The sequence below is a fragment of the Flavobacterium sp. 120 genome (assembly GCF_003633605.1).
In the GTDB taxonomy this organism is placed as follows: domain Bacteria; phylum Bacteroidota; class Bacteroidia; order Flavobacteriales; family Flavobacteriaceae; genus Flavobacterium; species Flavobacterium algoritolerans.
The window spans coordinates 2,981,277-3,007,252 of record NZ_RBKZ01000001.1; the positions used below are offsets into that span (position 1 = coordinate 2,981,277).

Sequence of the window (25,976 nt, forward strand, 5' to 3'; positions counted from 1 at the left end):
TGTATTTTTAAGGCTTAACTTCTTCATTTTTTAGACCTTGATTCCATACTTTTATTTTATCCGAAGCTTTAATTCCGCTTTTGATTTCGACATAAATCCCATCACTGACACCCAAGACTAAATCTTTTCTTGTGAATTTTTGCACTCCGGTTTCAATCTCTACATATGGTTTTTGTGTTTTTTTATCAAATTGAATCAATGATTCTTTTATTGCTAAAACTTTATCCGCTTTTTCCAAAATAATCGAGGCATTTGCGCTTAAACCTGCTCTGATAAAAGTATCGTCTCTATTGGTCAAAGATGCTTTTATTTCGAATTGAATTGCTCCATTTTCTGTTTTACCTTTTGGGGCAATATATTGCAGAACCGCATCAAATTTTTTGTTTTCTATGGCACCAACAGTAATTTCGATTGGTAATTTTTCTTTTATTTTACCTACTTCTGATTCGTCAATTTTTCCAACGAATATCATACGCCCAACATCGGCAACACTTGCTATTGTTGTTCCTTCATTGAAATTATTACTTTCAATCACTTGGTTTCCTACTTTTACCGGAACATCCAGCACCATTCCGTTTACTGTAGAACGAATCAAAGTATTGGCATAGCTTCCCAATCCAGAAGTTGTTCCTGTTTTTACAATATCATATCCTTGTCGAGATGCGCTATAATTCTGCTTGGCTTGTTTATACGCTAATTGTGCCGCATCAAAATCATTTGCCGAAATAACGCCTTTGTCAAACAACGTTTTTTGTCTCAAAAACACTTTCTCCTGATTGTCTAAAGCAATTTTGGAGGTTTGAACCTGATTTTGAGAATTACTCAAGTTAGACACATTGGCAACAACTTTAATTTTTGCAATTAAATCACCCGCTTTGATATTTTCACCGGCCTTAATATAAACCGCCTCAATAATACCTGAAATATTAGGTTTGATAAGCACCTCTTCATCTGGAACAATATTACCGGTTGCAATGGTATTTTTTACTATCGTTTTTATTTCTGCCTTATCGGTTTCAAAAACAATTGGAGATTCCTGATTCTTGGCATACAAATAATACAAAGCACCAAAGAACACTAGTGCGATTGTAATTAAAATAGTTATGGTTAATCCTTTTTTCATTTTGCTTATGTTTAATCGATTAAATAATTTTTGATTGATACTTTATTCTGTTCTTAATGCGTCTACTGGTTTTACATTTATGGCAGTTTGAGCCGGAATTAATCCTGCCAATAAACCTGAACCAATGAGTATGAACAAAGCAATAAATACAACTGTCAAATCTACACTTGGATTCGCGAACATCATTCCTTCACTTGGCATCGACTCTAAAACCATATTTAAAACTGCTAATAATCCTGTGGCCAATGCAATTCCAAACATTCCTGCTATGATAGTCAGAAAAATAGCTTCTGATAATATTTGGGAACGAATCGCACCCGGTGTTGCACCTAATGCTCTTCGAATTCCTATTTCTTTGGTACGCTCTTTGACAACAATCAACATGATATTAGAAATACCAATTACGCCCGAAAGCAATACCAATGTCCCTACAAAATAAGCAATGAATCTTAGAATAAGAAACAAGCCTTGTATTTTACTGAACTCCTGAAACAAATCAAAATTCCCAATCGCCCTGTCATCTTGAGGATGTATCGAATGTCTGGATTTCATAAAGTCTAAAATTTTAGGTTTTAACTCCGTAATTGAAGCATCATCATTAGCTGTAAGCGCCATCCATCCTACTGTATCACCATAATTAAACGCTTGTTGAAAGGTAGTAAATGGCATGAAAATATTTTTTTGAGCGGATTCAGCATCACCATTATTTCTGGATTTTGAGTTATAAACACCCACAACCATAAAATTCACTCCGTTAATCTTGATATAAGTTCCAATAACCTCTTCTGCTTTTTCATACATTTCGCTTATTACACCCTGACCAATAACCGCAACTTTACGCTTCAATACAATATCTTGTTGATTTACGAAACGTCCTTTTATAATATCCATCGATTCTTGCTTAATCAACTCTGGGTAATCCCCATAAATAGTATAAGCTGCCGTTTTTGTTCCTCTGACTACATTATTTGCTCCTTCAAAACCACCCAATTGATTTCTGGGTGAAACGTATAATAAATCTGGAAAATTCTCTTTCAAAGCAGTAACATCGACGTTTTTAAAGTCAAATTGTCTGGTTGCAGGCAATCCTTTGAACGGTTTTGAAGTAGTTTGTGACCACATAAACATGGTATTGGTGGCAATTCCGTCAAACCCTTTTTTAACGCCATTTTCTAATCCGTTTCCTGCCGCGAGTAATATTACCAAAATAAATATCCCCCAAAAAACACCAAACGCAGTAAGAATCGTCCTGAATGTATTAGCAGTTAAAGCTTCTAAAATCTCGTTCCATTTATCTCTGTCAAACATAATTATTCGTCTCTAAGTGCTACAATGGGTTTTATTTTGGCGGCTCTGTATGCAGGGAAAAATCCAGCTAAAGCGCCAGCTACAACTAATAATATCAAAGTGGTTAAAGCGATACTAAAATCAACTTCGGGATTCAAGAAATAATCGCTTGATACAAGCGGACCTACTAATTCCAACAATAATAAACTTGATAAAAGCCCCACAAATCCTGCTATTGTCGTAATAAAAATGGATTCGTGCAAAATCATTCCAATAATAGAAACCGGAGATGCTCCAAGTGCTTTTCTAATACCAATTTCTTTGGTTCTTTCTTTTACAATAATCAACATAATATTACTTACTCCTACAACTCCAGCTATTATGGTACAAATTCCAACCCACCAAAAAAACAATCGGATATACAGATTTAAATCATAAAACTGTTTTGCATTTTTTATTGAATTATTAATCCCAATGGCACTTTCATCATCCGGTGCAATTATATTTTTACTTCTCAATAATTGTCCTAACTCTTCCGTAAATTTTGTTGATTGCGCTAAAGCTTCCTCATAAGTGTCTTTTTTTGTGAGCGTAAAATCCAAATTACTGATTTTATCACCTACGCCAAAGGCTTGCTGAGTTGTGGTTATTGGCAAATATACCCTGGACTCCTCTCTTTCTCCAGCTGGATCAGTAAAAACACCAACCACTTTGAAGGTGATATTATTAATCACAAGTTGTTCACCAATAGGATTTTTTTCTTTAAATAAATCCAGCTTTACTTTTTGTCCAATAACGGTTACTTTTTCGCTGTTTTTTAAATCATTTTCATTGATAAATCTTCCTTGAACAATAGTTGCATTTTCAACATTTACATAATCGGGATAAACCCCAATAAATCTGTAATTTCCAGTTTCTTTACCATATGTCATAACCCCGTTCCAGAAAATATAATTCGCAGATTTTATGTTTAATTGATCTCCGAATTTCTGAACTGAAATAGCATAGTCACTATTTCTGAATTGAATTTGCCTACCCGGATTTAACCCTTTATAGCCTTTTGTTGTCGTTCCAGACCACACAGAAATTAATCCATCGGCATCACGTTCAAACTGTTTTTCAATTCCGTTTTGAAGTCCCTTGCCCGCACCCAAAAGAATGACTAATATAAAAATTCCAGAAGCCACAGAAATTCCCGTGAGAAACGTTCTCAGTTTGTTCTTGGCAATTGCCTCAAAAATTTCCTGCCAGCGTTCTACATTAAACATAAGCTGATGCTCTTACTTGTTCTACTAATTTATCATCGATGATTAAGCCATCTTTTAAAACTACATTTCTTTTGCACATGGCAGCAATATCAGGCTCGTGCGTTACAATCAAAATGGTTTTTCCCTCGTCATTAATCCCTTGTATCAACTCCATAACCTCATAAGATGTTTTGGTATCCAAAGCTCCCGTAGGCTCATCGGCCAATAATACTTTCGGATTTGATGCTAATGCTCTTGCAATGGCAACACGTTGTTTTTGCCCACCGGAAAGTTCATTTGGCAAGTGATGAGAATGCGAAGACAAACCTACTTTTTCCAGAAAATTCATGGCAATTTCATTGCGTTCTTTTCTTTTTATACCTTGATAATACAATGGCATCGCCACATTATCCAAAGCACTTTTATAATTAATCAAATTGAAAGATTGAAAAACAAAACCTAAAAACTTATTTCTATATCTTGAAGCAATTGTTTCGTTGAGATTTTTAATAGGCACACTATCCAAAATATAATTCCCTGAATCCGCTTCGTCAAGAATCCCAAGAATATTAAGTAGTGTAGATTTTCCTGAACCGGAAGACCCCATAATAGCCACTAATTCCCCTTCTTTAATATTGAAATTAATTCCTTTTAATACATGTAATTCGGAATTTCCCATTTTATAGGATTTATGCAAATCTTTAATTTCAATCATAATTATGTTAATTTTAAAACAATATTAATTCTTATCTAAAAGAAATTGTAATAAGAAAACGTTAATACCTTTATCAGGAATTTAATCATAAGACTTAATTGTTGTGAAAATGTTACACATTAATCCTAAAAAAGAATTGTTTTGCTAATTTTGCCTCATCAAACTAAAATAAAATGCATAAATACTTTTCAGCTCTACTTATAATCCTGTCTATCGTACTGATAACAAGCTGTTCAACAACTAATAAAATAGCTACTTTAAAACCAGAACCGGACGATGCCACACCTTTGGTTTACGAGAACACTCCATCCTTTATCAATTTGCCCATCAGCGTAAAATTGAAGGATATCGAAAATCAAACTAACTCACTCCTGAATGGGTTAATTTATGAAGACAACAATATTGAAGATGATGATATTGAAATGAAGATTTGGAAGCTAGCTCCAATCATAATCAAAAATGATAACGGAGCCAATGGTCAAAAAATTAGAACAGTTTTACCATTGAAAGCTATCGTAAAATATAGGATTGGAACAAAGAAAATGGGCGTTGAATTATACAACACTAAAGAATTTAATCTTGATGGCGTAGTAACTTTACTGAGTGATGTAGGTTTGTCCAATTGGAAAATGAATACTAAAACGGAATTAAAATCATTGGATTGGAATGAAAGTCCGACAATGACCGTTTTTGGAAAAAATGTTCCTGTAACCTATCTTATCAATCCCGGAATAAAGCTTTTCAAATCAAAAATAGAAAAGAAAATTGATGATGCTATTGCAAAATCAATGGATTTCAAACCAAATGTTTTGGCTGCTTTAGAGAAAATTTGTGTTCCTTTTCAAATGAGCGATGCGTATGAAAGTTGGCTTCGAATTGTTCCTATTGAAATTTATTCTACCAATGCCAAACTCAAAAATGACACTTTTGTATTGGAAATGGGAATGAAATGCAACATGGAAACATTAATAGGAAAGCAACCGGAATCTAAATTTAATGCCAGTAAAATTGTTTTAAAACCGGTATCTAAAATCCCTCAGGAAATAACGGCAAACATTGTTGCTGTTTCTACTTATCTGGAAGCATCAAAACTAATGACCAAGAATTTTGCCGGACAAGAATTTGGTTCAGGATCCAAGAAAGTAAAAGTTCAGAATGTTGCCATTTGGCACAAAAACGGAAAAATGATAATCGCTTTAGATGTATTGGGTTCTGTAAACGGAACCATCTATTTAGCCGGTTTTCCACAATATAACGACAAAACCAAAGAAGTATATTTTGATCAATTGGATTATGCTTTGGACACAAAAAATAAATTAATGCGAACTGCTAATTGGTTAGCGCAAGGATTAATTTTAAGAAAAATAGAGCAAAGTTGTCGCTACTCCATAAAACCAAATCTTGAAGAAGGTCAAAAAAGCATGATGACTTATTTAAAAAACTACTCTCCCATGCAAGGTGTTTTTGTAAATGGAAAAATGGAAGAGATTCAATTTCAGAAAATCCAATTGACAAACCAAGCTATTATTGCTTTTATAAAAGTAAAAGGAACCGTAAATGTTTCCGTAGATGGATTGAAATAGATTGATCAGTGGTCAGTTTTTAGTAATGAATAAACCGTATCCTTTAAACTGAAATACACTGTTTTCAGATTGACTTTTGATATTTCTATTGAAATTTTTAGGATTTTTTCTTTTTCATTCGATAAATAGCATAACCAATTCCTGCAACAAGAAGATAAGGAATTACCATTAAATAAACAATCCCGTCATTTACCGCCGCTGCTTTAGTTGTATTTTCTTTACTGGTCAAGGCGGCGCGACACATGGCACATTGCGCATTTGCTGATAGCGAAAAGAGATTAAAAACAAGAATTAACAATAAAGAAAAAAGGTACGATTTACCATTTCTTTTTACTTTTCCAGAAGCTTTAACCACTTTACTTTTATTACTTAAATCGTTAGTATACATAATACGGTGAAATCATTAAATAAACAACTACTCCAGTTACGGCAACATACAACCAGATTGGAAAAGTAATTTTGGAGATTTTTTTATGCTTATCAAAATTTTCTGCCAATGCTCTAACATACGTTATTAAAACCATCGGAATAATAGCAATTGACAAAACAATGTGCGTAATTAAAATTAGCAAATAAACTATTCTCAAAGATCCGATACTTAATTTTTCAGAATCTTCCAATAAACGGTTATGATTTAAATCTCCGAATACAGCAGAATCAGAAGTCATATGATATGCTACATACATCACTAGAAAAGCAACAGACAAGGCAATTGCACTCGTCATCAATCTTTCATGAAGTTTTCTTTTTCCGTTTTTAATGGCTACAACAGCCGCGATTAAAATAATAGCCGTGATTCCGTTGGTAGTTGCATAGATTGGTGGCAAAAATGAAAGTGGCTCTACATTATATCCAAAATCTTTTAGTTTAACCCCAAAAAGTATGGCAACCACAACGGGTATTAAAATTGAAACTGCAATAATGAACTTACTGAATCTCTGCTCTAACGAATTATTTTCCATTATTATTCTTCTAATAAAATATTAATATCTTGTTGAATGTTTCTTACTCCTTTTTTATCCAAACCATCATAATATAAAATTGGATTTCCAAAATCATCATTTCTACAACGGATATTCCCGTTTTTATCAATCAATGCAAACAATCCTGAATGCTCGAAACCACCGGCAACTTTTTTGTTTTCACCAGCATAAAGATTAAACCCTTTATTGGCTAAATTAAAAATATAGGCTTTGTCTCCAGTTAAAAAATTCCAATTAGAAGATTTTACTCCTAAAAGATTCGCATGTTCTTTTAATACTTGTGGCGTGTCATGTTCTGGATCAATAGTAATAGAAACAATTCCAAAATTAGGATTCCCAAAAAAACTCTTTTCCAAGACCAACATGCTTTCATTCATTTTTGGACAAATCGTTGGACAGGTGGAAAAGAAAAATTCTAAAACATACACTTTCCCTTTGTACGTTTCATTAGTAATTTTCTTATTGTCTTGATTTATTAATTCGAATTTAGGTGCAGGACCTATTTTAATTAACTGCCCTTCTTCTGCAGTTACTGGATTAACACTGTCTAGTCTATCCCCTTGAACCACTTTATCGTTTTTAATTCTCTCTACTATTTTTGGAACTGCATAAATCCCAAAAATCAAAATAATAAAAGAGATTCCTATGTATGATTTATTTTTGAACATAAAATATTAAATTTTTCTGGTGGCGTTATTGTTCTTTTTAAGGGCTGCACGATATTCATAAAGAATGACTTTAAAATCATCCAGCATTTCGTTACTTAACTCCGCCGGGTGAAATGTATTATATCCTTCTTTAGCATCTTTCACAAGCTTTCGACCGCGAAGATTTCGTTTTTTATCAATAATGTAAACTTTTGGCGTACCAGAATTCTCATCTAATTTCTCCACTAATTTTAATTGGGAATAATAGGCGTTAATTTCTTCCGTAGGTGCGAATACAAATCGCCACTGGACAACATCAGTAAAAGCGCCCAAAGCATCGACCACTTTTTTAGCATCTTTTTCAGTTCCGGTTGGACAAATCATCACAAACTGAACATCTTTGAACTCATGATACCTTTGATAAATTTTTTGATTTAAATTGAAAAGATTTCCTCTGTTTTTTAAAAGCTCAGTACCCATAAAACCGAGAATAGTTACTTTGCCATTCAAACTAACTTTTTGACCGTCTAAAGATTGCCAATTCCCTAAATCAGCAGTATTAGGAGTTATTGTTGGTAATTTAGTAAATCCGTTGACACCTGAAGCAAAAAAAAGGTAGGCAACTATAGGTAAAATAAAAAGAACGAAAAGGACAATATTTTTTTTCATTGTAATGATACTTATTAAAGTACAAAAATAAAAAAAGGTACGCAATGCGTACCCTCTTTTTGAATTAATATCTTGTTAAAAATTCCATTTAATGGTAGAATTCTTAAAAACCTCATAAATATAATCCCCTTCTGTCAAAAGAATGAAGAGTAAATATAATATCAGAAAAATTACTGGAAAAACAACTGCACTTCTTAAAGAACTTTTTTCACCTTCCATGTGCATAAATGCATATACAATGTAATAGGCTTTAAAAATAGTAAGAGCATAGAATATCCAATTAAGTAAGTTCATACTTAAAAAATCATTCATGAAAAGAAAATCTGGTTTTAAAATACCCAAATAAACTTCAACAATAGTAACGGCAGATAATATTCCGAAAACTTTCCAGATTCTACCTATATTAGATACGTGTTCGTGTGACATGATAATTACTTTTTGAAATTAAACTAGATAGAAAACTGTAAATACAAATACCCAAACTAAATCGACAAAGTGCCAATAAAGACCCACTTTTTCTACCATTTCATAACTTTTTCTTTTTTCGTAAGTTCCAATTAACACATTAAAAAATATGATAATATTTATGATTACTCCAGAAAAAACGTGGAATCCGTGGAATCCAGTGATAAAGAAAAAGAAGTCAGCAAATAATTTACTTCCGTATTCGTTTCTTTTCAAGTTTGCGCCTTCAACAACATAATGTGCTTGGCTCAATCTTAATTCAGACTCTTCTCTTGAAAGGATTGTTTTTTTCTTCTCTTTGGTTATTACCTCAGTTCTGATTAAAAGTTCAGGATGGGCTTTGAAACCTGCTTGAACTTCAGCAACTGAATAAGAAGGCAAGCTTGGTTCATCCATAAACCATTTTCCTTTACTTCTTGTCAATTGTTCTCTTTCTTCAGGTAAAGTAGCTGCAAACTCAGCTAAAGCAACACGGTTACCGTCTTTATCCACAAACTGAAGTAAACTTCCTCCTTTTGTTTCAATAGCACCATATTCACCTTTGATGAAATTTTTCCATTCCCATGCTTGAGATCCTACGAAAATCAAACCACCAATAATGGTCAGGAACATGTAAATAACTACTTTGTTTTTTTTCATTTGATGACCTGCATCAACAGCCAAAACCATTGTTACAGATGAAAAAATCAAAATAAAAGTCATTAATGCCACATAATACATCGGAGCAGATACTCCATGCATAAATGGGAAGTGTGTAAACACTTCATCGGCCAATGGCCAAGTTTCAATAAATTTAAATCGAGAAAAACCGTAAGCTGCTAAAAATCCAGAGAACGTTAAAGCATCCGATACGATAAAAAACCACATCATTAATTTGCCATAACTTGCTCCCATTGGCTCATTGCCGCCTCCCCAAGTTTTTTCTTCACTATTTGCAGTAGTAACTGTCGCTTCCATAAAAGTTATTCGTTAAAAAGTTCCCAAATTTACGTTTTTTTCTTATTTAAAGAAATATAAAAACAAAAACAAATAAACCCATAATAAGTCAAGAAAGTGCCAGTACATTGCACCTAGTTCAATTCCAAGGGTTTGAGATGAATTGTATTTTTGTTTAAAATGATTATAAATTATAATTAGAAGTGAAATCACGCCACCAGCAAGGTGAATCAAGTGCACAACCGTAACAACGTATAAAAAAGTAGTCGTTATTGAGCTTCCACTTCCGGTGAAATAATACCCATTATCCACTATTTGACCAAATCCTACGAACTGTAAAATTACAAACAATATTCCTAGAACTAATGTCGTCAAAAGAAAAATTGTCGTTTTACTTTGATTGTTTTTCTGAATCGCTTTTTTAGCCAAATGAAAAGCAACACTACATCCTATTATTGCTGCAGTACTGTAATAAAACGCTATTGGTAATTGAAAATCCTTCAACCAGTCTGCTCTGGATTTACTCACTACAAAAGCACTGGTAAGCCCAGCAAACATCATAGTCATACTAACCATTGCAAACAACAAAATCAACTTATATGATCTTGCAGTTCTAGATTTTTGTTCCTCAGTTGTCATTATCATCTCCATAACTATCTTAAAAATTTATCAAATATATAAACCAATTGTAACAATGTAATATAAGAAACACTAACTAACATTAAAGTTCTGGCCGCTTTTGCAGTTCTTAATTTGTATAATCGAACAGCATAAAAAAGCATCCATAATCCAAGTAAAAATACAACAATCGCAGCAATTGGCGTCATGTACAAACGTCCAGTATATCCCAAAACTGGTAAAAGTGACGCTAAAATTAACCAAACCGTGTATAATATAATCTGCAAGGCTGTTCCTTTGTCTTTTTTACCTGTAGGCAACATAAAGAAACCAGCTTTCTCATAATCTTCATACAAAAACCACCCAATTGCCCAAAAATGGGGGAATTGCCAAAAAAACTGAATTAAAAACAAGGTTCCAGCTTCTATTCCAAATTCTCCTGTTGCCGCAACCCAACCCAACATAAAAGGAATAGCTCCAGGAAAAGCACCCACAAAAACAGACAATGAAGTCATCGTTTTCAAAGGAGTATAAACGCTTGTATATAAAAATATTGAAACGGCACCAAACATAGCAGTTTTTGGATTGATTGTATACAACAATGCAATTCCAACAACTGTTAAAAGACTCGCTATAATCAAAGCCGTAGCCTGAGACATTCTGCCAGCCGGAACGGGACGATTTTTAGTCCTATCCATCAAGGCATCTAAATCTTTTTCGATAACTTGATTAAAAGCATTTGATGCTCCTACCATACAATAGCCGCCAATTGCCAATTTTAGCAAAACCATCCAATCCAATGAATGCAAATCATAAATCCCAAGCATAAAACCCGCGATAGACGAAAACACAACACTAATAGCTAAACGTGCCTTAGTGATCTCTCGGAAATCAATATAAATGGATTTTAATGAAAATGTATTTTGTGTTGCGTTCAATACTAGAGTTTGTTTGTTTTGAAAAACTTTTGCAAAAGTAGTGTATCAAAAGGGATTTGACAAAAAACAATTCACAAAAAGATTAATAATCAAAATACCAATTAAAAATATCAGCTCTCAATCCTAAAGTAAACCAATTAGTACTTTCAGTGAAAGTGGTTGCTGTGTTTTTTGCAGGATCAAAACTTCTGTAAATATAACTTCCAAAAAGCTTCAGGTTCGTCGATGGATTCACTAAATACCCTCCTTGAAAATCAGCTATAAAAACAGCCGTTTTATTTCCCTGACCTACTTTTACACCACTATCAAGAGCCCTGTTTTCATCGTAATCCTTATAGATATTTCCTCCGTAATTAAAACCGTCTTCGGCGGTATCAAAATCAAATCCTCGAGTCCCCACAGTAACTTTTGCATCAGCAAAAAGCCTTCCTTTATGATAACGGGCAATGGCTATAAATTCCTTGAAATTTGCTCCCCATTGATGTCCGATACTCTGGTTGTTGTGCGCATAATTTGTGATTGGCATGCTATGAGAATACACATAAGGACGCACATGATTGTACTCTAATTGCAGCAGTAAATTATCAACTTTGAAAGCATTGTAATACTTAACACCTAACTGATATCCGTACTTATTTTTCCAACTATTATCTCCTTCTTTGATGTCTCCAAGAGAAAATTCATCCAGAATAAACTGTCCGTAAAAATTGATTTGATTGCTCCATTTATACTTAAATGTCAATCCTAAAACTGCATTTCCACTTCTTGCCGAAGAAGCGAATTCAACCGAACGATAAAATATAATTGGATTCACAAAATTCACATCAAAACCTCTGTCATTCGTATTGGTCCAAATCACCGACTCGAAGAAACCAAGATTCAATTTATTCGAAACGTTCCAACTCAAATAATGATTTGCCATAAATTTTGTAGCGTACGTTCTTTCTAATGTTACCTCAGGACGAACATCTTTGAGCCACATGTAGGTATTGGTATATTTTATTTTCCAAAAATTAGTATTCAATTTAAAATAAGGATACGGACTGGCGCCATCACTTTCTAACAAAGAACGGTATCCATCACCAATAAAATTTCTGCCGTAACCCAATTGTAAATCATAATATTTACTAGGCGTAAAAGTCAAATTGGCTTCAGCCAAAGGAAAATCATAAGCATCTGTTTTGAAATCTTTGGCAATCCCTATCCCAGGAATAATAGCAGGATTTCCGCCAGCTGGCTTTATGGATTCCGCATAACGATTGAAGTAATCTGCAAAGCGTCCTTGACTTTCAAAAACCGTGGTAGAAAAATTAAGCTGTTTGCCTAACCCTCCTCTAAAATTGATTCCGCGCGTATTTACATAACTGTAAGAGGCTTCACTTTTTGAATCTTTACCAACCTGCAAATCCAGTATAGGATTTAATGTAAACCAATATCCTTCGCCCTGAATTTCAACAGTATTCTCATTCCATAATTTTCTTGCCCACCAACCAGAAGCTTTCTTTTTTATCTTTTCATTAACGGCTTTCAGGTCGTAATATTTTGAAACCTCAGCATACGTATATGGCTTTGAAGCCGTGTGATTATTACTTCCCACTTGATTTAAAGAACCATCAAACTGTGCATAGTAACTGTGCGAAAAAGGAACATTCAAATGGCTTTCAAACTCCGGATTAGCAAACTTTTTATACACAATACTATCCAATTCAGTAAGCTTCGGTTTATTATTTGAAACTATTTCGGCTTTCGCCAAAGCTTCTGCTTCGAGTTCCGCTCTACTTTTTAAAGGTATGGCAATAGTAATGGTAAACTTAGAATAGGTAGGTTTTCCGTTATAGGTAGACGGTTCTATTTTTGGAAATGTACCAAAAACCCTTTTTGTTTCTTTTATCAACGTCTCATCAACAGCATCAACATAAATCACTTTAAAAACACCATTACTGTCCACTTCAAAAAGAACTTTTACATTCCCCTTAAAATTATTTTGCTTTAAATTATCCGGAACTTGGAAATTTTGAAAAACAAAATCCTGAACTTGACTGTAAAAGCAATTCTCAAGCACTTTCGATTGCAAATTTACACAATCAGGAAAAACAGGAAATCGCTCCGCCGAATTACCAGATTGTACTGAAGTCGTATTGAAATCTTGGGAATATGCAAAAAAGGAAAACGAAAATAAAAATAAAGCCAGCAACCCTTTTTTCATGTTTATAATTTTTGTGAATTTAATATTCATTATGTGAATTTTGTCCGTTAGCAATACTTTTTGCACCTGATGTACCTATTCTTTTAACCCCCAATTGAATCATCTTAACCGCTTCTTCGTAAGTCCTTACGCCTCCTGCAGCTTTCACCGGAAGGGGCGATGCATTTTCGAGCATCATCATTATTGAAGGAATAGTGGCGCCATTTGGCAAATTATTTTCTGTTTTATAAAATCCAGTCGAGGACTTCACAAAAACCGATGCGAAAAGCTCTTGTTTAAAATTAGAAACGATTACATTTTTTATCAAACTTGACAACTGGATAATTTCCTTATCACTTAGAGCCGCCACTTCAATAATCCACTTTACTACCTTATTATTATCCAAACCCAATTGAGTACATTTCAGGATTTCTTCTTTCACCAAAGCTATTTCTCCTCTTTTAAAAGCTTCATAATTGCACACAAAATCTAAATCATCAGCACCATCATGTATCGCTTGAAGAGCTTCGCTAAGTTTATTTTCTAATGAAGATTTCCCTTCCGGAAAATCAATTACAGTTCCTATTGCCACAACTGAATTTGCCTCTAGAATCATTTTTTTTGCCAAAGAAACCATATTAGGACGAATCATAATAAGCTTAAAATGCTCCTCGATTGCTTCTTGGATAAATCCTTTGACAACCAAAGTATTTTCTTTTTCGCTGAGTCCCGCTTGTTCTGCCGTTTTTAAATAGGTAGAATCTAAATATTGCTTGATATTCATGCGCTTTGATTTCTTAATTAGAGTAGATTATCACGCACAAAAATACATTTTATATGCACATAAGTTTACTATAAAATTTCACTATTTTGTATTTTTAACGCTAGAACTGAAGTTTTTACATCCTTTTAAAAAAAAAACAAACTAAACTAAATAAACATTCGTGTTTCTGAATGCTATAAAATAAAAAAGTCCCACCAAAGTGGGACTCTATTTAAATTGAATTTTATGTGAATTTTGTTTTCAAATCAAATAAAATAATAACTGCTACTCCTAAAATTGCACCAGATAAATTTGCTAAAACATCAAATACATCTGCATGCCTGGTAGTGGTAAATAATTCTTGAGCTATTTCAATACCTATTCCAAAAAAAACAGAAAACAGCAAAGAAATTAGTATGGGTTTTAAACTGTTTATCGCATTTGTATATTTTTGAACAAACAAAAAACAAAGTATCGTTAAAACAAAATGAAAAAAGACATGCACTAATTTATCCAGATTTGAAACCTCTCCCAGCGGAACATTATTCAGCTGAATCAAACAAAAAAAAGCAATAACTCCAGCCCATAATAAAGCGGCCAAAAAATATATTTGTTTAGGCACCAATAAGTTCTTTGTAAGAATCACTAGATAATAAATCATCTACTTCTGCCATATTTGCAATTTTTATCTTGATCATCCATCCAGCTCCATAAGGATCAGAATTAACACTTTCAGGAGTACTTTCAAGAGCATCATTGAATGCAATAATTTCACCTGTTAATGGCAGGAACAAATCAGAAACGGTTTTAACTGCTTCCACTGTACCAAAAACCTCATCTTTGTCTAAAGTCTGGTCTAAAGTTTCAACTTCAACATATACGATATCTCCTAATTCTTTTTGTGCAAAATCAGTGATTCCTACAGTTGCAGTATCGCCTTCAATACTAACCCATTCGTGATCTTTAGTGTACTTTAAATTTACTGGTATGTTCATATAAATTGTAATTGATAATTATTTATTGATAATTTAAATTTTATGCCACAAATGTAATAATCTTCTATTCAAAATTGTTCCCTTTTAGAAAAATTAATTCCCAAAATTATAACGAAGTGTGATTCCGGAACGAACATTTGTCAACGGAAAAGAAGTAGATATTACTGCTTTTGAAAAAGAGTGATCATAATAGAAAATAGCCGTCAGGTTTTTACTAAAAGCATAATCTGCTTTGACCGTCAAAGACCATATATTTTGCCCTCCAGCCAATTGATTGTTATCGTAATCCAAATATCTTACAATCGTTTGATTGTTTCTATAAGTCACATCTGCTTTTAAATTGATGTCACTTTTTATTATTCCTGTTGGATTATCTGCCAATCTGGAAGAGAAAATTACGTCTTTGAAACGATAACCCAATCCTACCACATATTCTATTCCTTTAACTTCTGTCAACAAATTATTATCAAAACTCATGGATAATGCTCTGTCTTTTTTAATTTCGGCCAATACTTTTAAGGAACTTTTCAATTCAAAATCCATTCGCAACAACGGATTAAATTGTTCTACCAAGTTTATATTTGACATTATCGTTTGATTGAAAAAATTACCACTCGCATCCTTTCCTTCTGGATCTTTGTCGTATTCAAAATTTGATCTAAACGCATTTATCGTATAAGAAGCCCTGTAATTATGTTGCAAAGAGAACCGTTTGAAATTCTTTTTAAAGAGTCCATAACGCATCAAACCATTGTATTTTATCGACCAGTTTGGAATTGGGAAACTTCTAAAAATCCCAAGAGAAACATCTGAAGCATTTCCGCCTGAGTAAGCTGCTAAAAACGCAGGCAACAATACTGCCTGATTGTTTTTTCCATAACCTATCGGAAATCCATCTGGGTCCAAATTACTCGGATTAGTAATGTCAATTCCTCGTTGTGTAGCTAATCGATTGGCCACCGTAAGTCTGTTCATTCTAAAATCATCAAATGCAACCGATGAATTTTCATCACTAACCGAAAACGACGTTTTTATCAACACCGTAGAAATTGAAAAAATACCTGTATCATATGGAGATCTAGGATTATAAACCCCGTCAATAACATCATACTGTTCCGAAGAATTTTCAGAATAAGCACGATCTAATGACAAATCAATTTTTAAATCCGGCAGCAAATCTACATTTGCGGTCGCTTTAAATAATTTATTGGTTACCTGAGAAAAATTTTGGTTAAAATCAGGATAGTTCGTTAACCAACCATTTTTGGCAGCTTCATATCTTACATCGTCTTGTGCCCCAAAAATAAATCCTAACGACGGTCTTGACGAACCTAGAAACCCTACACTTGGCGTATATCCCGGTAAAACCGTACCGCTGTTATAGGTATAATTCATTTGAATGTTTTTAATACTGGTTAAAACTCCAATAAAACCATCTACAAATTCATTATTTTTTGGTACTTGATTAGCATTTGTATTTACTATTTTTTCACCTGGTTTTGGAGCGGTTGTTTTAGGTTTTGGAACTGTTTTATTTGCGTTTTTTGTTAGCCCTAAATATTTATACAACATATCCATATTTAAAGTTGCATTCAAATTGTTTGAACTCGCATTTTGAACCGTATTACCTAAATTATAACTATTTCCATCAATTTCTATTTGAGACAATGCATTAGAAGTACGTTGCCAGCTATAGTCTCCAGTATAAGAATAATTAGCTTTGACAAAACTAAATAATGGGATTTTATTGATTGGAATTTCATAATTCACAACCAATTGCTGCATGTGCTGATTTGGATCTCCAATATCCCAATAACTATCCCAGATTGTAAAAGTTTCGATAGGTTCATTGTCCTCATTCAAATAATTTTTTACAATATTACTGGAAGAAGCCGTATAGTTTAATTTTAAAGATTTAGTCAAATTAAAATTAAATCCATATTGATAATTGAACGCAAAATTTCTTCTGTACAAAGGATCTAACCCAATTCCTTCAACATCTACCTGTCTAAATTGCTGACGGTTGTATTGTCTGATGATATTGGTATTAAACGATATATTAGAAGGCAAATAATTAAAATTGAAATCGCTTAACAATTTCCAATAATTACTTTTTTTCATGAATTTTGTCTTCTTGAAAGGCTCTACTGATTTTGGTTTAAAAGTATAGGCATAGTCCACCGATGTATTTACCTGCTGGTCTACATAATCTTCAATTTCAAAATCATGTCTTTCCACTTCATTAAATGACTGGGAAAAAGTAAAATTCTCCGGGTCGTACACACGCTGTTTTTGTTCTGGGCTTCGGTCTTTTCTAACCCCAATGAAGTTTATACTTTTACGTTTTGTATAATCAATAGCTCTTTTTTCGATGTTGTCTTTTTCGTTCTGATCAGCTGTATTAGCAAGCAATTGTTTTAGCTTGATATCTTGATTAAAAGGATCATATTCCGGAGTTATGGTCTCCTCGCCAATAGCATAATTGAAAGGCAGATTAATTTGCCATTTTGGAGGTAATAATTTACCCAGATTCACATTAGTCACAATACTATATTGTTCTGTATCCTCACGGTTTCTTTCGTTTGGTCCTTGTTCTAAAGTTCCAAAACCAATAGTACTCTTTTTACCTGAAGCAGAAACTGTAGCAAAATCAGCTAAATTTGTATCAACATTCAATACAGCAGCCATCCCGCCTTGATTATCCATATCCGCTAAGCGCAGTTCATTAAACCAAACTTCTCCTTTGATATCATTTCGGGATTCGTTGTTTTTTAGACCAACCATCAGCGTTCGCACTAATCCAAAATTAGGATTACCTTTTATACCCAATCGCAATCTATCGCTTCCGTCACCCTCAGTATTTGCCGGATCATTATCCGGATAATAAATACCATCCAGTGGCAATGTACTAGGATTAATACTCATTGCGAGAATTTTCAATTTTGTCAATAAAGCCAGTGACAAATCAATCTCATTTTCTTCTGGCCAAACTTCCTCAGCGCTCAAAGGGGAACAATCTGTATTTGAAGCAGAAGTTGGGCTCGTCACTTTTAAAGGAATTTCAATTTGATAGAAATTTTGAGTAAAGTCATTTCCAAAACGGATGAATCCAACCATTTGATTGTCTTGCAGCACAACTTCATTTGGCAATGATTCTGCGTGTAAAAACATTTTCAGTTTCTTGAATTGACGCATGTCTATACTTACATTTTTAAAAACTGCTCTGGAATCTTCCGGTTCTAATCCGTTTCCGGATACTCTCAATGCTAACGACTGCTCATTTTGATTGATAACTGTATTGTTGTTGTATAATTGCTCCCTTTGCACTCCTGGAGGAACAATATAATTTATTGGACATCTCTCATTATTTTCTTGAACATTAACCGCTAAAACATCTAGATTAGTATCATCATCAGCAACATTAGTGTCATTAAAATCAAGCGTATTGGTATAGCGTCTCCATTCTCCTCGCACCAAATCCAACGCACCAAAACGAACGGTTACTTCTTCACTAAAACCTGTCATAAACATTCTCATGAAACGAATCGATCTAAAATCAGAAATATTTCCTATCGTGTTTTCGGGTTGTGAAACCGGTATTTTAAACTGCAGCCATCTTGCATCAGTAGTTGAGCCATCCGGTAAAGTCACTTGGGTATTTCTTATATCAGTAATATAATTTTCCCCTACATTCATGTTTGGCTGTACATCAATACTATATTCGTAATACGCATTAATTGTGTTCATGGTATTATCCCTGTTGATATCCTCTACATCAGGAACAGTTGTTGATCCTCTGTTTGGGTCACTAATATCAACCGCAGAGTTTCCATCAGTACCGTTATACATTTTATATCGGTCCAAAATTCCTCCGGAAGCATTCAAATAAAACGTATAATCATCTGCCGCCGGATCTAACTCTGAGGCAAAATTTGTATATACAGCTCCTTCATTGCCATTAGCCAAACCATCCAAACCAATATCTTGATTTGTTCTGTTTGCTACATTAGTGTCAAAAGCATAAATTAGTGATTGTGAAGCCGGAACATCTCCCCATAATGGCTGTGGATTTACCAATATCTGATCAGGTCCAAGTCCGTTTTCATATTGTTTTCTTCCATCTTTCAAAACATCTTCAGATATTTCACCTAAATTGAAATAAATTTTTCCAGTATTAGATTGTGGCACCTGACCGTTTCCTACATAAGGATCTAATACCCAAAACTGAATATATTCAACATTTCCTTGTTCGAAATTAGTCGAATTTAATGATCGCATAATTCCTCCAAAATTATCTCTTGGATTTGTAGACGAATTCAAACTGTTATTATACGGACCTCTATCAGAAGGATAATAACTTAAATCCAATGTATTTATAACCTGAGACTGCCCTTGTGCAATATCTGTCAAAGGATACAATTCCTCACTAAAAATTCTTCTGGTATTGTTGAAGGATAAATCTTGATTTGAAATTCCTGCTGGCTTTTGAGTATAAAAAATAGGATCAATAGAATACCAAGCTAGTTTGGCTCTTTTAAATCCATAACTCAAATCATTTGCATTCGCATTGAAATCATACGTGCTCATGGTATTTCTTTCCGGTGTTGATGACAGACTCCAAGCATACGGGGAACGCATATCTATAGTAGACTGCGACCCTTCGAAATCATCTACATAAATGGTAGACTCTCCCTGAAACTGATCTGCTTTTGGAGTGTCAGGTTTCAAAAAAGCAATTTCTCCTCTTACAGAAAGATTAGATGGCACATCAGTATCTACATTTGGTAATTTATTAACCAATCGAGTCAAGAAAGGAACTTCGGTTGAAAAATTAGTATTGAAACCAAAAATAGTATTGTTAACTGATTCCTGACCAAAGCTTGATTTTTGAGTAAATGGTCTTTCGGTCATCTTAAGGAAAGTTCCCCCAATCAAGAAATTATCCGAAATTTTATGTTCTACATTCACTCCCATAAACCTTCTGGTTTGTAAACCAAAAACGGAATTATTTTCCAATGACACTTCGATAGGTGTATTAGAAGCCTGAAGTGACGGATCTAAAATCTGAACTCTTCCCAATTGATAATTTACACTATAATCAATTCCTTCAACTAAAACTCTACCTGCAGCAGTAACCACAACAGAACCTTGTGGCACATTTAAAGCACCAATAGGTATTCCGTCTCCACCGGAGGATTTATATTTTCCTCTTAATAAAAATTTATTTTTATCGCTGTCCTGTAAAGCTCCAGATTGTGTGTTTCGGTACATACTACGAAACACATATTTCTTTTGGTTTTCATTATAAGAACCGGTATTGTTATAACTTTCTCCTCCAGTTGACAATTTCGAAAACAATAATTCTCCAAATGGCTCTTTCGTAGTAAAAATAATTCTTCCGTACTGGGCATCCATCGTTAAGCCAGGCATAAAATCAAAAAAACCATCACCTCCAGCTTGAGGATCATTGTTATAATTTAATTTATCCAAGTTAAATACTTTTAACAAAGGTGTTTCGGCAACTTCATTTTGAGGCAATGGATTCGGTGGAAAAGGACTTCCCGGAACTTCCGTAATATAATTTAAAGGAGATGGATCTGTGTAAAGAATATTAAATCTAAAATCTTCTTGTTTTACTTGATAAGCACCCGGAATCTGATAGATGTTTTTCATCATCAAGTTCCAAACAGGATTTTTAACATTGGTCAAATTACTTTTCAGCATTTTCAAAATCAAACTTTGAGAAATAATCGCTTGATTTGAAGGACTGTTTCCTGTAACTACTGTTGCATCAACTCCGTCATTACCAAATTCCCCCACTTGATACACTTGATCGCCAATTGTATATTGATAAGCAACTGCCAAAACCTCATCATTAGCCAATCTTTGTTGCAATGAAATATAACCTAATTGTGGGTTGTACGTATATTCATTTGGATTCAGCTTTCGAGCATTTTCTAATTTAGAATAATCCTGTCCTTCGCTTACAGTAACATTAAAACCTGAGTTTGAAGTTACAATTTCACGAATATTTGGATTCAATAAACCACCACCTGCTTGTATTAATTCAGGATTGTATGCATTGTTTTTATTATCTGTTGGAGTATCCGGTCCTGCAATAAAAAAAGGAGGACTGGAAGGAATAGGATCCAAAACAACTACTTCATTATCCGTCAGACCATTTAATTGTCCTTCCCCTAAATCCTGAAGTGCAATAATATTTCTGAGGTTATTGTTAGTAGCGACTACCCTATTTTGTTTGTTGGTTACCCAAATTTCAAGTCGGGTAATTTGAACCCTACTGTCTATAAATGGATAATTTACTAATGATTTATCGTATCTGTTTCTAAAGTATTGCGATAAGAAAAAGTGCCTGTCATTATCATAATCCAATGCAAACATGTCAAAATCTTGAATTGTCCCTCCGCCTTGAGCGATTAAACTTTTCGTTTGTGATTTTTGCTCAGAAAAGACGCCTGTAATAGTCGTTTTCCCAAATTGCAATTGTGTTTTTACACCAAATAAACTTTGCGCGCCTCGAATCAAAGAACTGTTCAAAGGCATACTCACATTTCCTACTTCAATTTTTTGGATGATATCGTCTTCTGAAGGCGCATATTCCAACTTCATTAAGTTTTGAAAAGCAAATGTTGATTGCGTATCGTAGTTAGCGTTTACATTAAGTCTTGTCCCCACTTTCCCCATCAAACTCATACTTATCCTTTGATCAAAATCAAAAGAAAGATTGGACCTATTTCTAGGTGAAAAAGAGGGATTATCTTGTTTTGTATAACGCATTCCCAAATCCATTTCTATAGATCCGGTTGGTTTTACATCAATGGTATTACTTCCAAAAATAGACTCAAAAAGCCCTGATTTCACGTAATATCTTGGCAATAAATCTTTTTTTGCTTCTTCGCTGCCTTCTTTTTTTCCTTCAATAGCATCCACCTTTTTTTTGAAGTAATCGCGCATGGATTCTTTCAAAACCAATTTTTCGTATTCCTTTGGTGTCAATATAATAGGATAATTGATAGAGAATCCATCAACAGAATTTGTGTAAATATACCTGTCTGTTATAGGGTCATAGGTATAGGCTGAGAGAATACTCTTTGGGTTTTTCATCTGGACTTTTCCAATAGAAAATCCAGTTTTAACGGTATCCTGAGCTGCTTGATTTACTTGGGCTTGCGATGCAAAACCACAGAATAATACAAGCAAAAAAGTACAAATTTTATGCATACAACTCGTGTTACTTGAATACCTCTATAGGTTTTTTAAAGCTTTCTTGATGATTGATTCCACAGAAGCCTCTGGGTCTTCTTTGACAATCTTTTCTACCACTCTTTCTGAAGATTTTCGTAAAAACCCCAAAACTTCCAAAGCTGATAACGCCTCATCTCGATTTGTATTGCTTTGCGACATAGAAACTTCATCTAAATCATACAATTTTAATACTTTGTCTTTCAAATCCAGTATTACTCTTTGCGCTGTTTTGCTCCCTATCCCTTTTATAGATTGAATGGTTACCACATCACCAGATGCAATTGCATTCGTAATTTGTTTTGGGTCTAATGAAGAAAGCATTGTTCGTGCTATACTTGCCCCTATTCCGGAGACTGATAATAACATCTTGAAAATCTCTCTTTCTGACTTTTCCACAAAACCAAAAAGTGTATGCGCATCCTCTTTTATTTGAAGATGCGTATATACTTTTATAAAATCCGTATTTGGAAGCAAAGAATATGTATGTAAAGAAATATTTACATGATAACCAACTCCTCCACAATCAATAATTATATGCGTGGGCGATTTCTCTACTAATTTTCCTTGTAAATGTGCTATCATTAATTCTTAAATATAGCACCAAATATAATAAAATTAGCACATAATTTTATCATATTCATCAATTTAACTTCGCTTATAATTTATAGCTTATTAAACTAAATTAAATTTGCTTTTTTCTTTCCTTTTTCCTGCGCATCTATCACCGCAATTGCCGCCATGTTGACCATTTCCTCAACACTTGCACCTAATTGAAATATGTGAACTGGTTTTCCCATTCCTAACATGATAGGTCCTATTGAGTCTACTTTATTCAATTCTTTCAATAATTTATAGGTGATATTAGCTGATTCTAAATTAGGAAAAATCAAAGTGTTTACTTTCTTTCCTGCCAACTTAGAAAAAGGGAATTTTTCTTTTAACATTTCAGGATTCAATGCAAAATCTGCTTGAAGTTCACCATCAATAATCATATCAGGATGATTTTTATGCAAATAAGCTACCGCTTCTCTAACTTTACCTGCACTTTCATTTGTTGATGATCCAAAATTAGAAAATGATATCATTGCAATTACTGGCTCAACACCAAACATTTTAGCTGTTTTTGCAGTCATAATAGCAATTTTAGCTAAATCATCTGCAGATGGATTAATGTTTATTGCAGTATCCGATAAAAACATTGGCCCACGAGCCGTCATCATCATATTTGTAGTAGCAACAATTGAAGCTCCATGCGCTTTTTCAATAAGCTGCAACATTGGTTTCACCACAGATGGGTAACTTCTGGAATGTCCTGTAACTAAAGCATCTGCTTCCCCTTCATTGACCATCATTGCTGCAAAATAGTTTCTTTCGCGCATTAATTTTTGTGCGTCTAAAAAGGAAATACCGCGTCTTTGTCTGGAAGACCAATAGGTATTTGCAAACTTATTTCTACGCGCTTCCTCTTCTTTAATTTTAGGATCTATAATTTGAACATCGGCATCAAAACCAATTTCTTCTTTTAATTCTAAAATAATTTCTTTGTTCCCTAATAAAATTGGAAAACCGATACCTTCTTCCAATACAATTTGAGCTGCTTTAAGAACATCTAAATGATCTGCTTCAGCAAAAACAATTTTCTTAGGATCCATCTTAGCTCTGTTTGTAATCAAACGAACCATTTTATTATCATTCCCTAAACGGTCTAATAATTCTTCTTCGTATTTTTTCCAATCCGTAATAGGATTCAACGCCACACCAGAGTCCATAGCAGCTTTTGCAACAGCAGGCGCAACAATAGTTATTAATCGCGGATCAAATGGTTTTGGGATAATATATTCTCTTCCAAAGTTTAATTTTGTAGCTCCGTAAGCAATATTTACTTGTTCAGGCACTGATTCTTTAGTCAATAAAGCCAATGCTTTAACGGCTGCCATTTTCATGGCTTCATTTATCTTGGTTGCACGAACATCTAATGCGCCTCTAAAAATATAAGGGAATCCAAGAACGTTATTCACCTGATTAGGAAAATCAGAACGTCCTGTTGCCATAATAACATCTTTACGGGTTGCAATAGCCAAATTATAATCTATTTCCGGATCTGGATTTGCCATCGCAAAAACGATAGGATTATCAGCCATTCCAAGTAACATTTGCGGAGACATAATTCCTCCTGTGGAAAGACCTAAAAAGATATCTGCACCAACTAATGCTTCTTCAAGACTCATTGGTTTAATATCTTTGGCATATTTTTGTTGTAAAAGAGACAAAGAAGGATTGTCTTTTGTCAAAACTCCTTTACTGTTAAACATTAAAATATTCTCCACTTTTACTCCTAATAAAACGTACAAATCGGCACAAGCCAAAGCAGCAGAACCTGCTCCTGAAACGACCATTTTTACATCTTCTGCATTTTTATCTGCTAATTCTAATGCGTTCAACAATGCCGCAGATGATATGATGGCAGTACCGTGCTGATCATCGTGCATTACAGGAATATTCAACTCTTCGACCAATCGTCTTTCAATTTCGAAAGATTCCGGTGCTTTAATATCTTCCAAATTAATACCACCAAAAGTTGGCGCTATATTTTTAACCGTTTGAATGAATTCTTCAATATCTTTTGTTCCAATTTCGATGTCAAATACATCAATATCAGCAAAAATCTTAAACAACAATCCTTTCCCTTCCATTACTGGTTTTGATGCTTCGGGACCAATGTCACCCAATCCTAAAACTGCAGTTCCATTTGTGATTACGGCAACTAAATTTCCTTTTGCAGTATATTTATAAACGTTGTTTACATCTTTGGCAATTTCTAAACACGGCTCAGCTACACCAGGAGAATATGCCAAAGATAAATCTCTTTGTGTTGCATATTTCTTAGTGGGAACTACTTGAATTTTACCAGGAGTAGGCTTTGCGTGGTATAATAATGCTTCTCTTCTTTTGCTATTTTTGTCCATTGTTTTTAGATTTTATTCTAGCGTACAAAGATAGGGGTCTTGATTTAAAAAAAGAGGACTTTTCCCCCATTCTTTTGTATAAAAACAAGCGTATTTTGATTCCAAAAAAAAAGCTGCACTACCGGCAGCTTTTTATAATTATAACTTTTCTGATTGTTTTTATTGTGTAATATAAGAGTTTAAATGTTGAATGGTATCTTTTTGCATCTCGATTATGGCTTTTACAACGTCACTTATAGAGATAATCCCAATTACAATTTCATTTTCCAGAACTGGCAAATGTCGAACTCTTTTTGTACTCATTAATTCCATGCAGTACTCTAAATTATCCGATGGACTTACCGTAACCACATCTGTTTCCATGATTTCATGAACAAAGGCTTTCTTTGAAGATTTTGCTTTCAAAACAATTTTTCGAGCATAATCTCTTTCAGACAAAACCCCTTTGAGAACAGTATCTTCTATAATAAGAATTGCCCCAATGTTTTTTTCGCTCATCACTGTCAATGCTTCGTATACAGTGTTAGTGGAAAGTATGGAAAAAACTTCCTTTCCTTTAGTGCTTAAAATTTGATTAACTGTCATAATTG

21 protein-coding genes are annotated in these 25,976 nt (G+C 33.9%); 1 reads left to right on the forward strand and 20 read right to left on the reverse strand.

Translation table 11 applies throughout. The features are described from left to right. Positions 1-7 precede the first annotated feature (7 nt). Genes C8C87_RS12800 through C8C87_RS12815 form a run of 4 tightly spaced genes read right to left on the reverse strand, consistent with a single transcriptional unit; the run spans position 8 to position 4,372 of the window. Positions 8-1,123, reverse strand: a complete 1,116-nt coding sequence (locus C8C87_RS12800; RefSeq protein WP_099714330.1) for an efflux RND transporter periplasmic adaptor subunit — start codon at positions 1,121-1,123, stop codon at positions 8-10. A 42-nt stretch (positions 1,124-1,165) separates the two neighbouring features. Beyond that, positions 1,166-2,431 carry an ABC transporter permease gene (locus C8C87_RS12805; protein ID WP_099714329.1) on the reverse strand — a complete coding sequence of 422 codons (1,266 nt, stop codon included), beginning with the start codon at positions 2,429-2,431 and terminating at the stop codon, positions 1,166-1,168. A 2-nt stretch (positions 2,432-2,433) separates the two neighbouring features. After that, positions 2,434-3,678: an ABC transporter permease gene (locus tag C8C87_RS12810; protein ID WP_099714328.1), complete on the reverse strand. Its 1,245-nt coding sequence runs from the start codon at positions 3,676-3,678 to the stop codon at positions 2,434-2,436. Further along, entirely contained in the window at positions 3,671-4,372 is a 702-nt protein-coding gene (locus C8C87_RS12815) for an ABC transporter ATP-binding protein (protein WP_099714327.1), read from the reverse strand. The genes C8C87_RS12810 and C8C87_RS12815 overlap by 8 nt, the downstream gene beginning before the upstream one ends. 173 nt (positions 4,373-4,545) lie before the next feature. Here C8C87_RS12815 and C8C87_RS12820 point away from each other — a divergent pair, with 173 nt between their 5' ends. After that, positions 4,546-5,955 carry a DUF4403 family protein gene (locus C8C87_RS12820; RefSeq protein ID WP_121342857.1) on the forward strand — a complete coding sequence of 470 codons (1,410 nt, stop codon included), beginning with the start codon at positions 4,546-4,548 and terminating at the stop codon, positions 5,953-5,955. Between the two features lie 97 nt (positions 5,956-6,052). Here C8C87_RS12820 and C8C87_RS12825 read toward each other — a convergent pair whose 3' ends face one another. The 16 genes from C8C87_RS12825 to C8C87_RS12900 form a co-directional block, all read right to left on the reverse strand. Then, positions 6,053-6,343 carry a hypothetical protein gene (locus tag C8C87_RS12825; RefSeq protein WP_121342858.1) on the reverse strand — a complete coding sequence of 97 codons (291 nt, stop codon included), beginning with the start codon at positions 6,341-6,343 and terminating at the stop codon, positions 6,053-6,055. Next, on the reverse strand, positions 6,333-6,917 hold the full coding sequence (locus tag C8C87_RS12830; RefSeq protein WP_099714324.1) for a DUF420 domain-containing protein: 585 nt from the start codon (positions 6,915-6,917) through the stop codon (positions 6,333-6,335). The genes C8C87_RS12825 and C8C87_RS12830 overlap by 11 nt, the downstream gene beginning before the upstream one ends. A gap of 2 nt (positions 6,918-6,919) precedes the next feature. Next, positions 6,920-7,606: an SCO family protein gene (locus C8C87_RS12835; RefSeq protein ID WP_121342859.1), complete on the reverse strand. Its 687-nt coding sequence runs from the start codon at positions 7,604-7,606 to the stop codon at positions 6,920-6,922. Positions 7,607-7,612: 6 nt separating this feature from the next. Further along, positions 7,613-8,254 (reverse strand): hypothetical protein, encoded by a 642-nt coding sequence (locus tag C8C87_RS12840; RefSeq protein WP_121342860.1) that lies wholly within the window; start codon positions 8,252-8,254, stop codon positions 7,613-7,615. Positions 8,255-8,329: 75 nt separating this feature from the next. After that, the gene (locus C8C87_RS12845) at positions 8,330-8,680 is read right to left on the reverse strand and encodes a cytochrome C oxidase subunit IV family protein (RefSeq protein WP_099714321.1); all 351 of its coding nucleotides are present in this window, start codon (positions 8,678-8,680) and stop codon (positions 8,330-8,332) included. An 18-nt stretch (positions 8,681-8,698) separates the two neighbouring features. Beyond that, positions 8,699-9,676, reverse strand: coding sequence for a cytochrome c oxidase subunit 3 (locus tag C8C87_RS12850; protein ID WP_121342861.1), 978 nt, complete (start codon positions 9,674-9,676; stop codon positions 8,699-8,701). Positions 9,677-9,718: 42 nt separating this feature from the next. Then, positions 9,719-10,306 (reverse strand): cytochrome c oxidase subunit 3, encoded by a 588-nt coding sequence (locus tag C8C87_RS12855; protein WP_099714319.1) that lies wholly within the window; start codon positions 10,304-10,306, stop codon positions 9,719-9,721. A 2-nt stretch (positions 10,307-10,308) separates the two neighbouring features. Further along, positions 10,309-11,211 (reverse strand): heme o synthase, encoded by a 903-nt coding sequence (gene cyoE, locus C8C87_RS12860; RefSeq protein ID WP_121342862.1) that lies wholly within the window; start codon positions 11,209-11,211, stop codon positions 10,309-10,311. Positions 11,212-11,293: 82 nt separating this feature from the next. After that, a complete protein-coding gene (locus tag C8C87_RS12865) occupies positions 11,294-13,417 on the reverse strand; it encodes a gliding motility protein RemB (protein ID WP_121343373.1) in 2,124 nt (707 codons plus the stop codon). A 19-nt stretch (positions 13,418-13,436) separates the two neighbouring features. Further along, positions 13,437-14,180, reverse strand: a complete 744-nt coding sequence (gene deoC, locus C8C87_RS12870) for a deoxyribose-phosphate aldolase (protein ID WP_099714317.1) — start codon at positions 14,178-14,180, stop codon at positions 13,437-13,439. 223 nt (positions 14,181-14,403) lie between these two features. Then, entirely contained in the window at positions 14,404-14,781 is a 378-nt protein-coding gene (locus C8C87_RS12875; RefSeq protein ID WP_099716256.1) for a VanZ family protein, read from the reverse strand. Beyond that, positions 14,774-15,154 (reverse strand): glycine cleavage system protein GcvH, encoded by a 381-nt coding sequence (gcvH, locus tag C8C87_RS12880; protein WP_121342863.1) that lies wholly within the window; start codon positions 15,152-15,154, stop codon positions 14,774-14,776. Before gcvH ends, C8C87_RS12875 begins: the two co-directional genes overlap by 8 nt. 93 nt (positions 15,155-15,247) lie before the next feature. Then, positions 15,248-22,396 (reverse strand): cell surface protein SprA, encoded by a 7,149-nt coding sequence (gene sprA, locus C8C87_RS12885; RefSeq protein WP_121342864.1) that lies wholly within the window; start codon positions 22,394-22,396, stop codon positions 15,248-15,250. Positions 22,397-22,420: 24 nt separating this feature from the next. Beyond that, on the reverse strand, positions 22,421-23,002 hold the full coding sequence (gene ruvA, locus C8C87_RS12890; protein ID WP_099714314.1) for a Holliday junction branch migration protein RuvA: 582 nt from the start codon (positions 23,000-23,002) through the stop codon (positions 22,421-22,423). 95 nt (positions 23,003-23,097) lie between these two features. Beyond that, positions 23,098-25,386, reverse strand: a complete 2,289-nt coding sequence (locus tag C8C87_RS12895) for an NADP-dependent malic enzyme (protein WP_099714313.1) — start codon at positions 25,384-25,386, stop codon at positions 23,098-23,100. A 159-nt stretch (positions 25,387-25,545) separates the two neighbouring features. Next, positions 25,546-25,971, reverse strand: a complete 426-nt coding sequence (locus C8C87_RS12900; RefSeq protein WP_099714312.1) for a CBS domain-containing protein — start codon at positions 25,969-25,971, stop codon at positions 25,546-25,548. Positions 25,972-25,976: the final 5 nt, after the last annotated feature.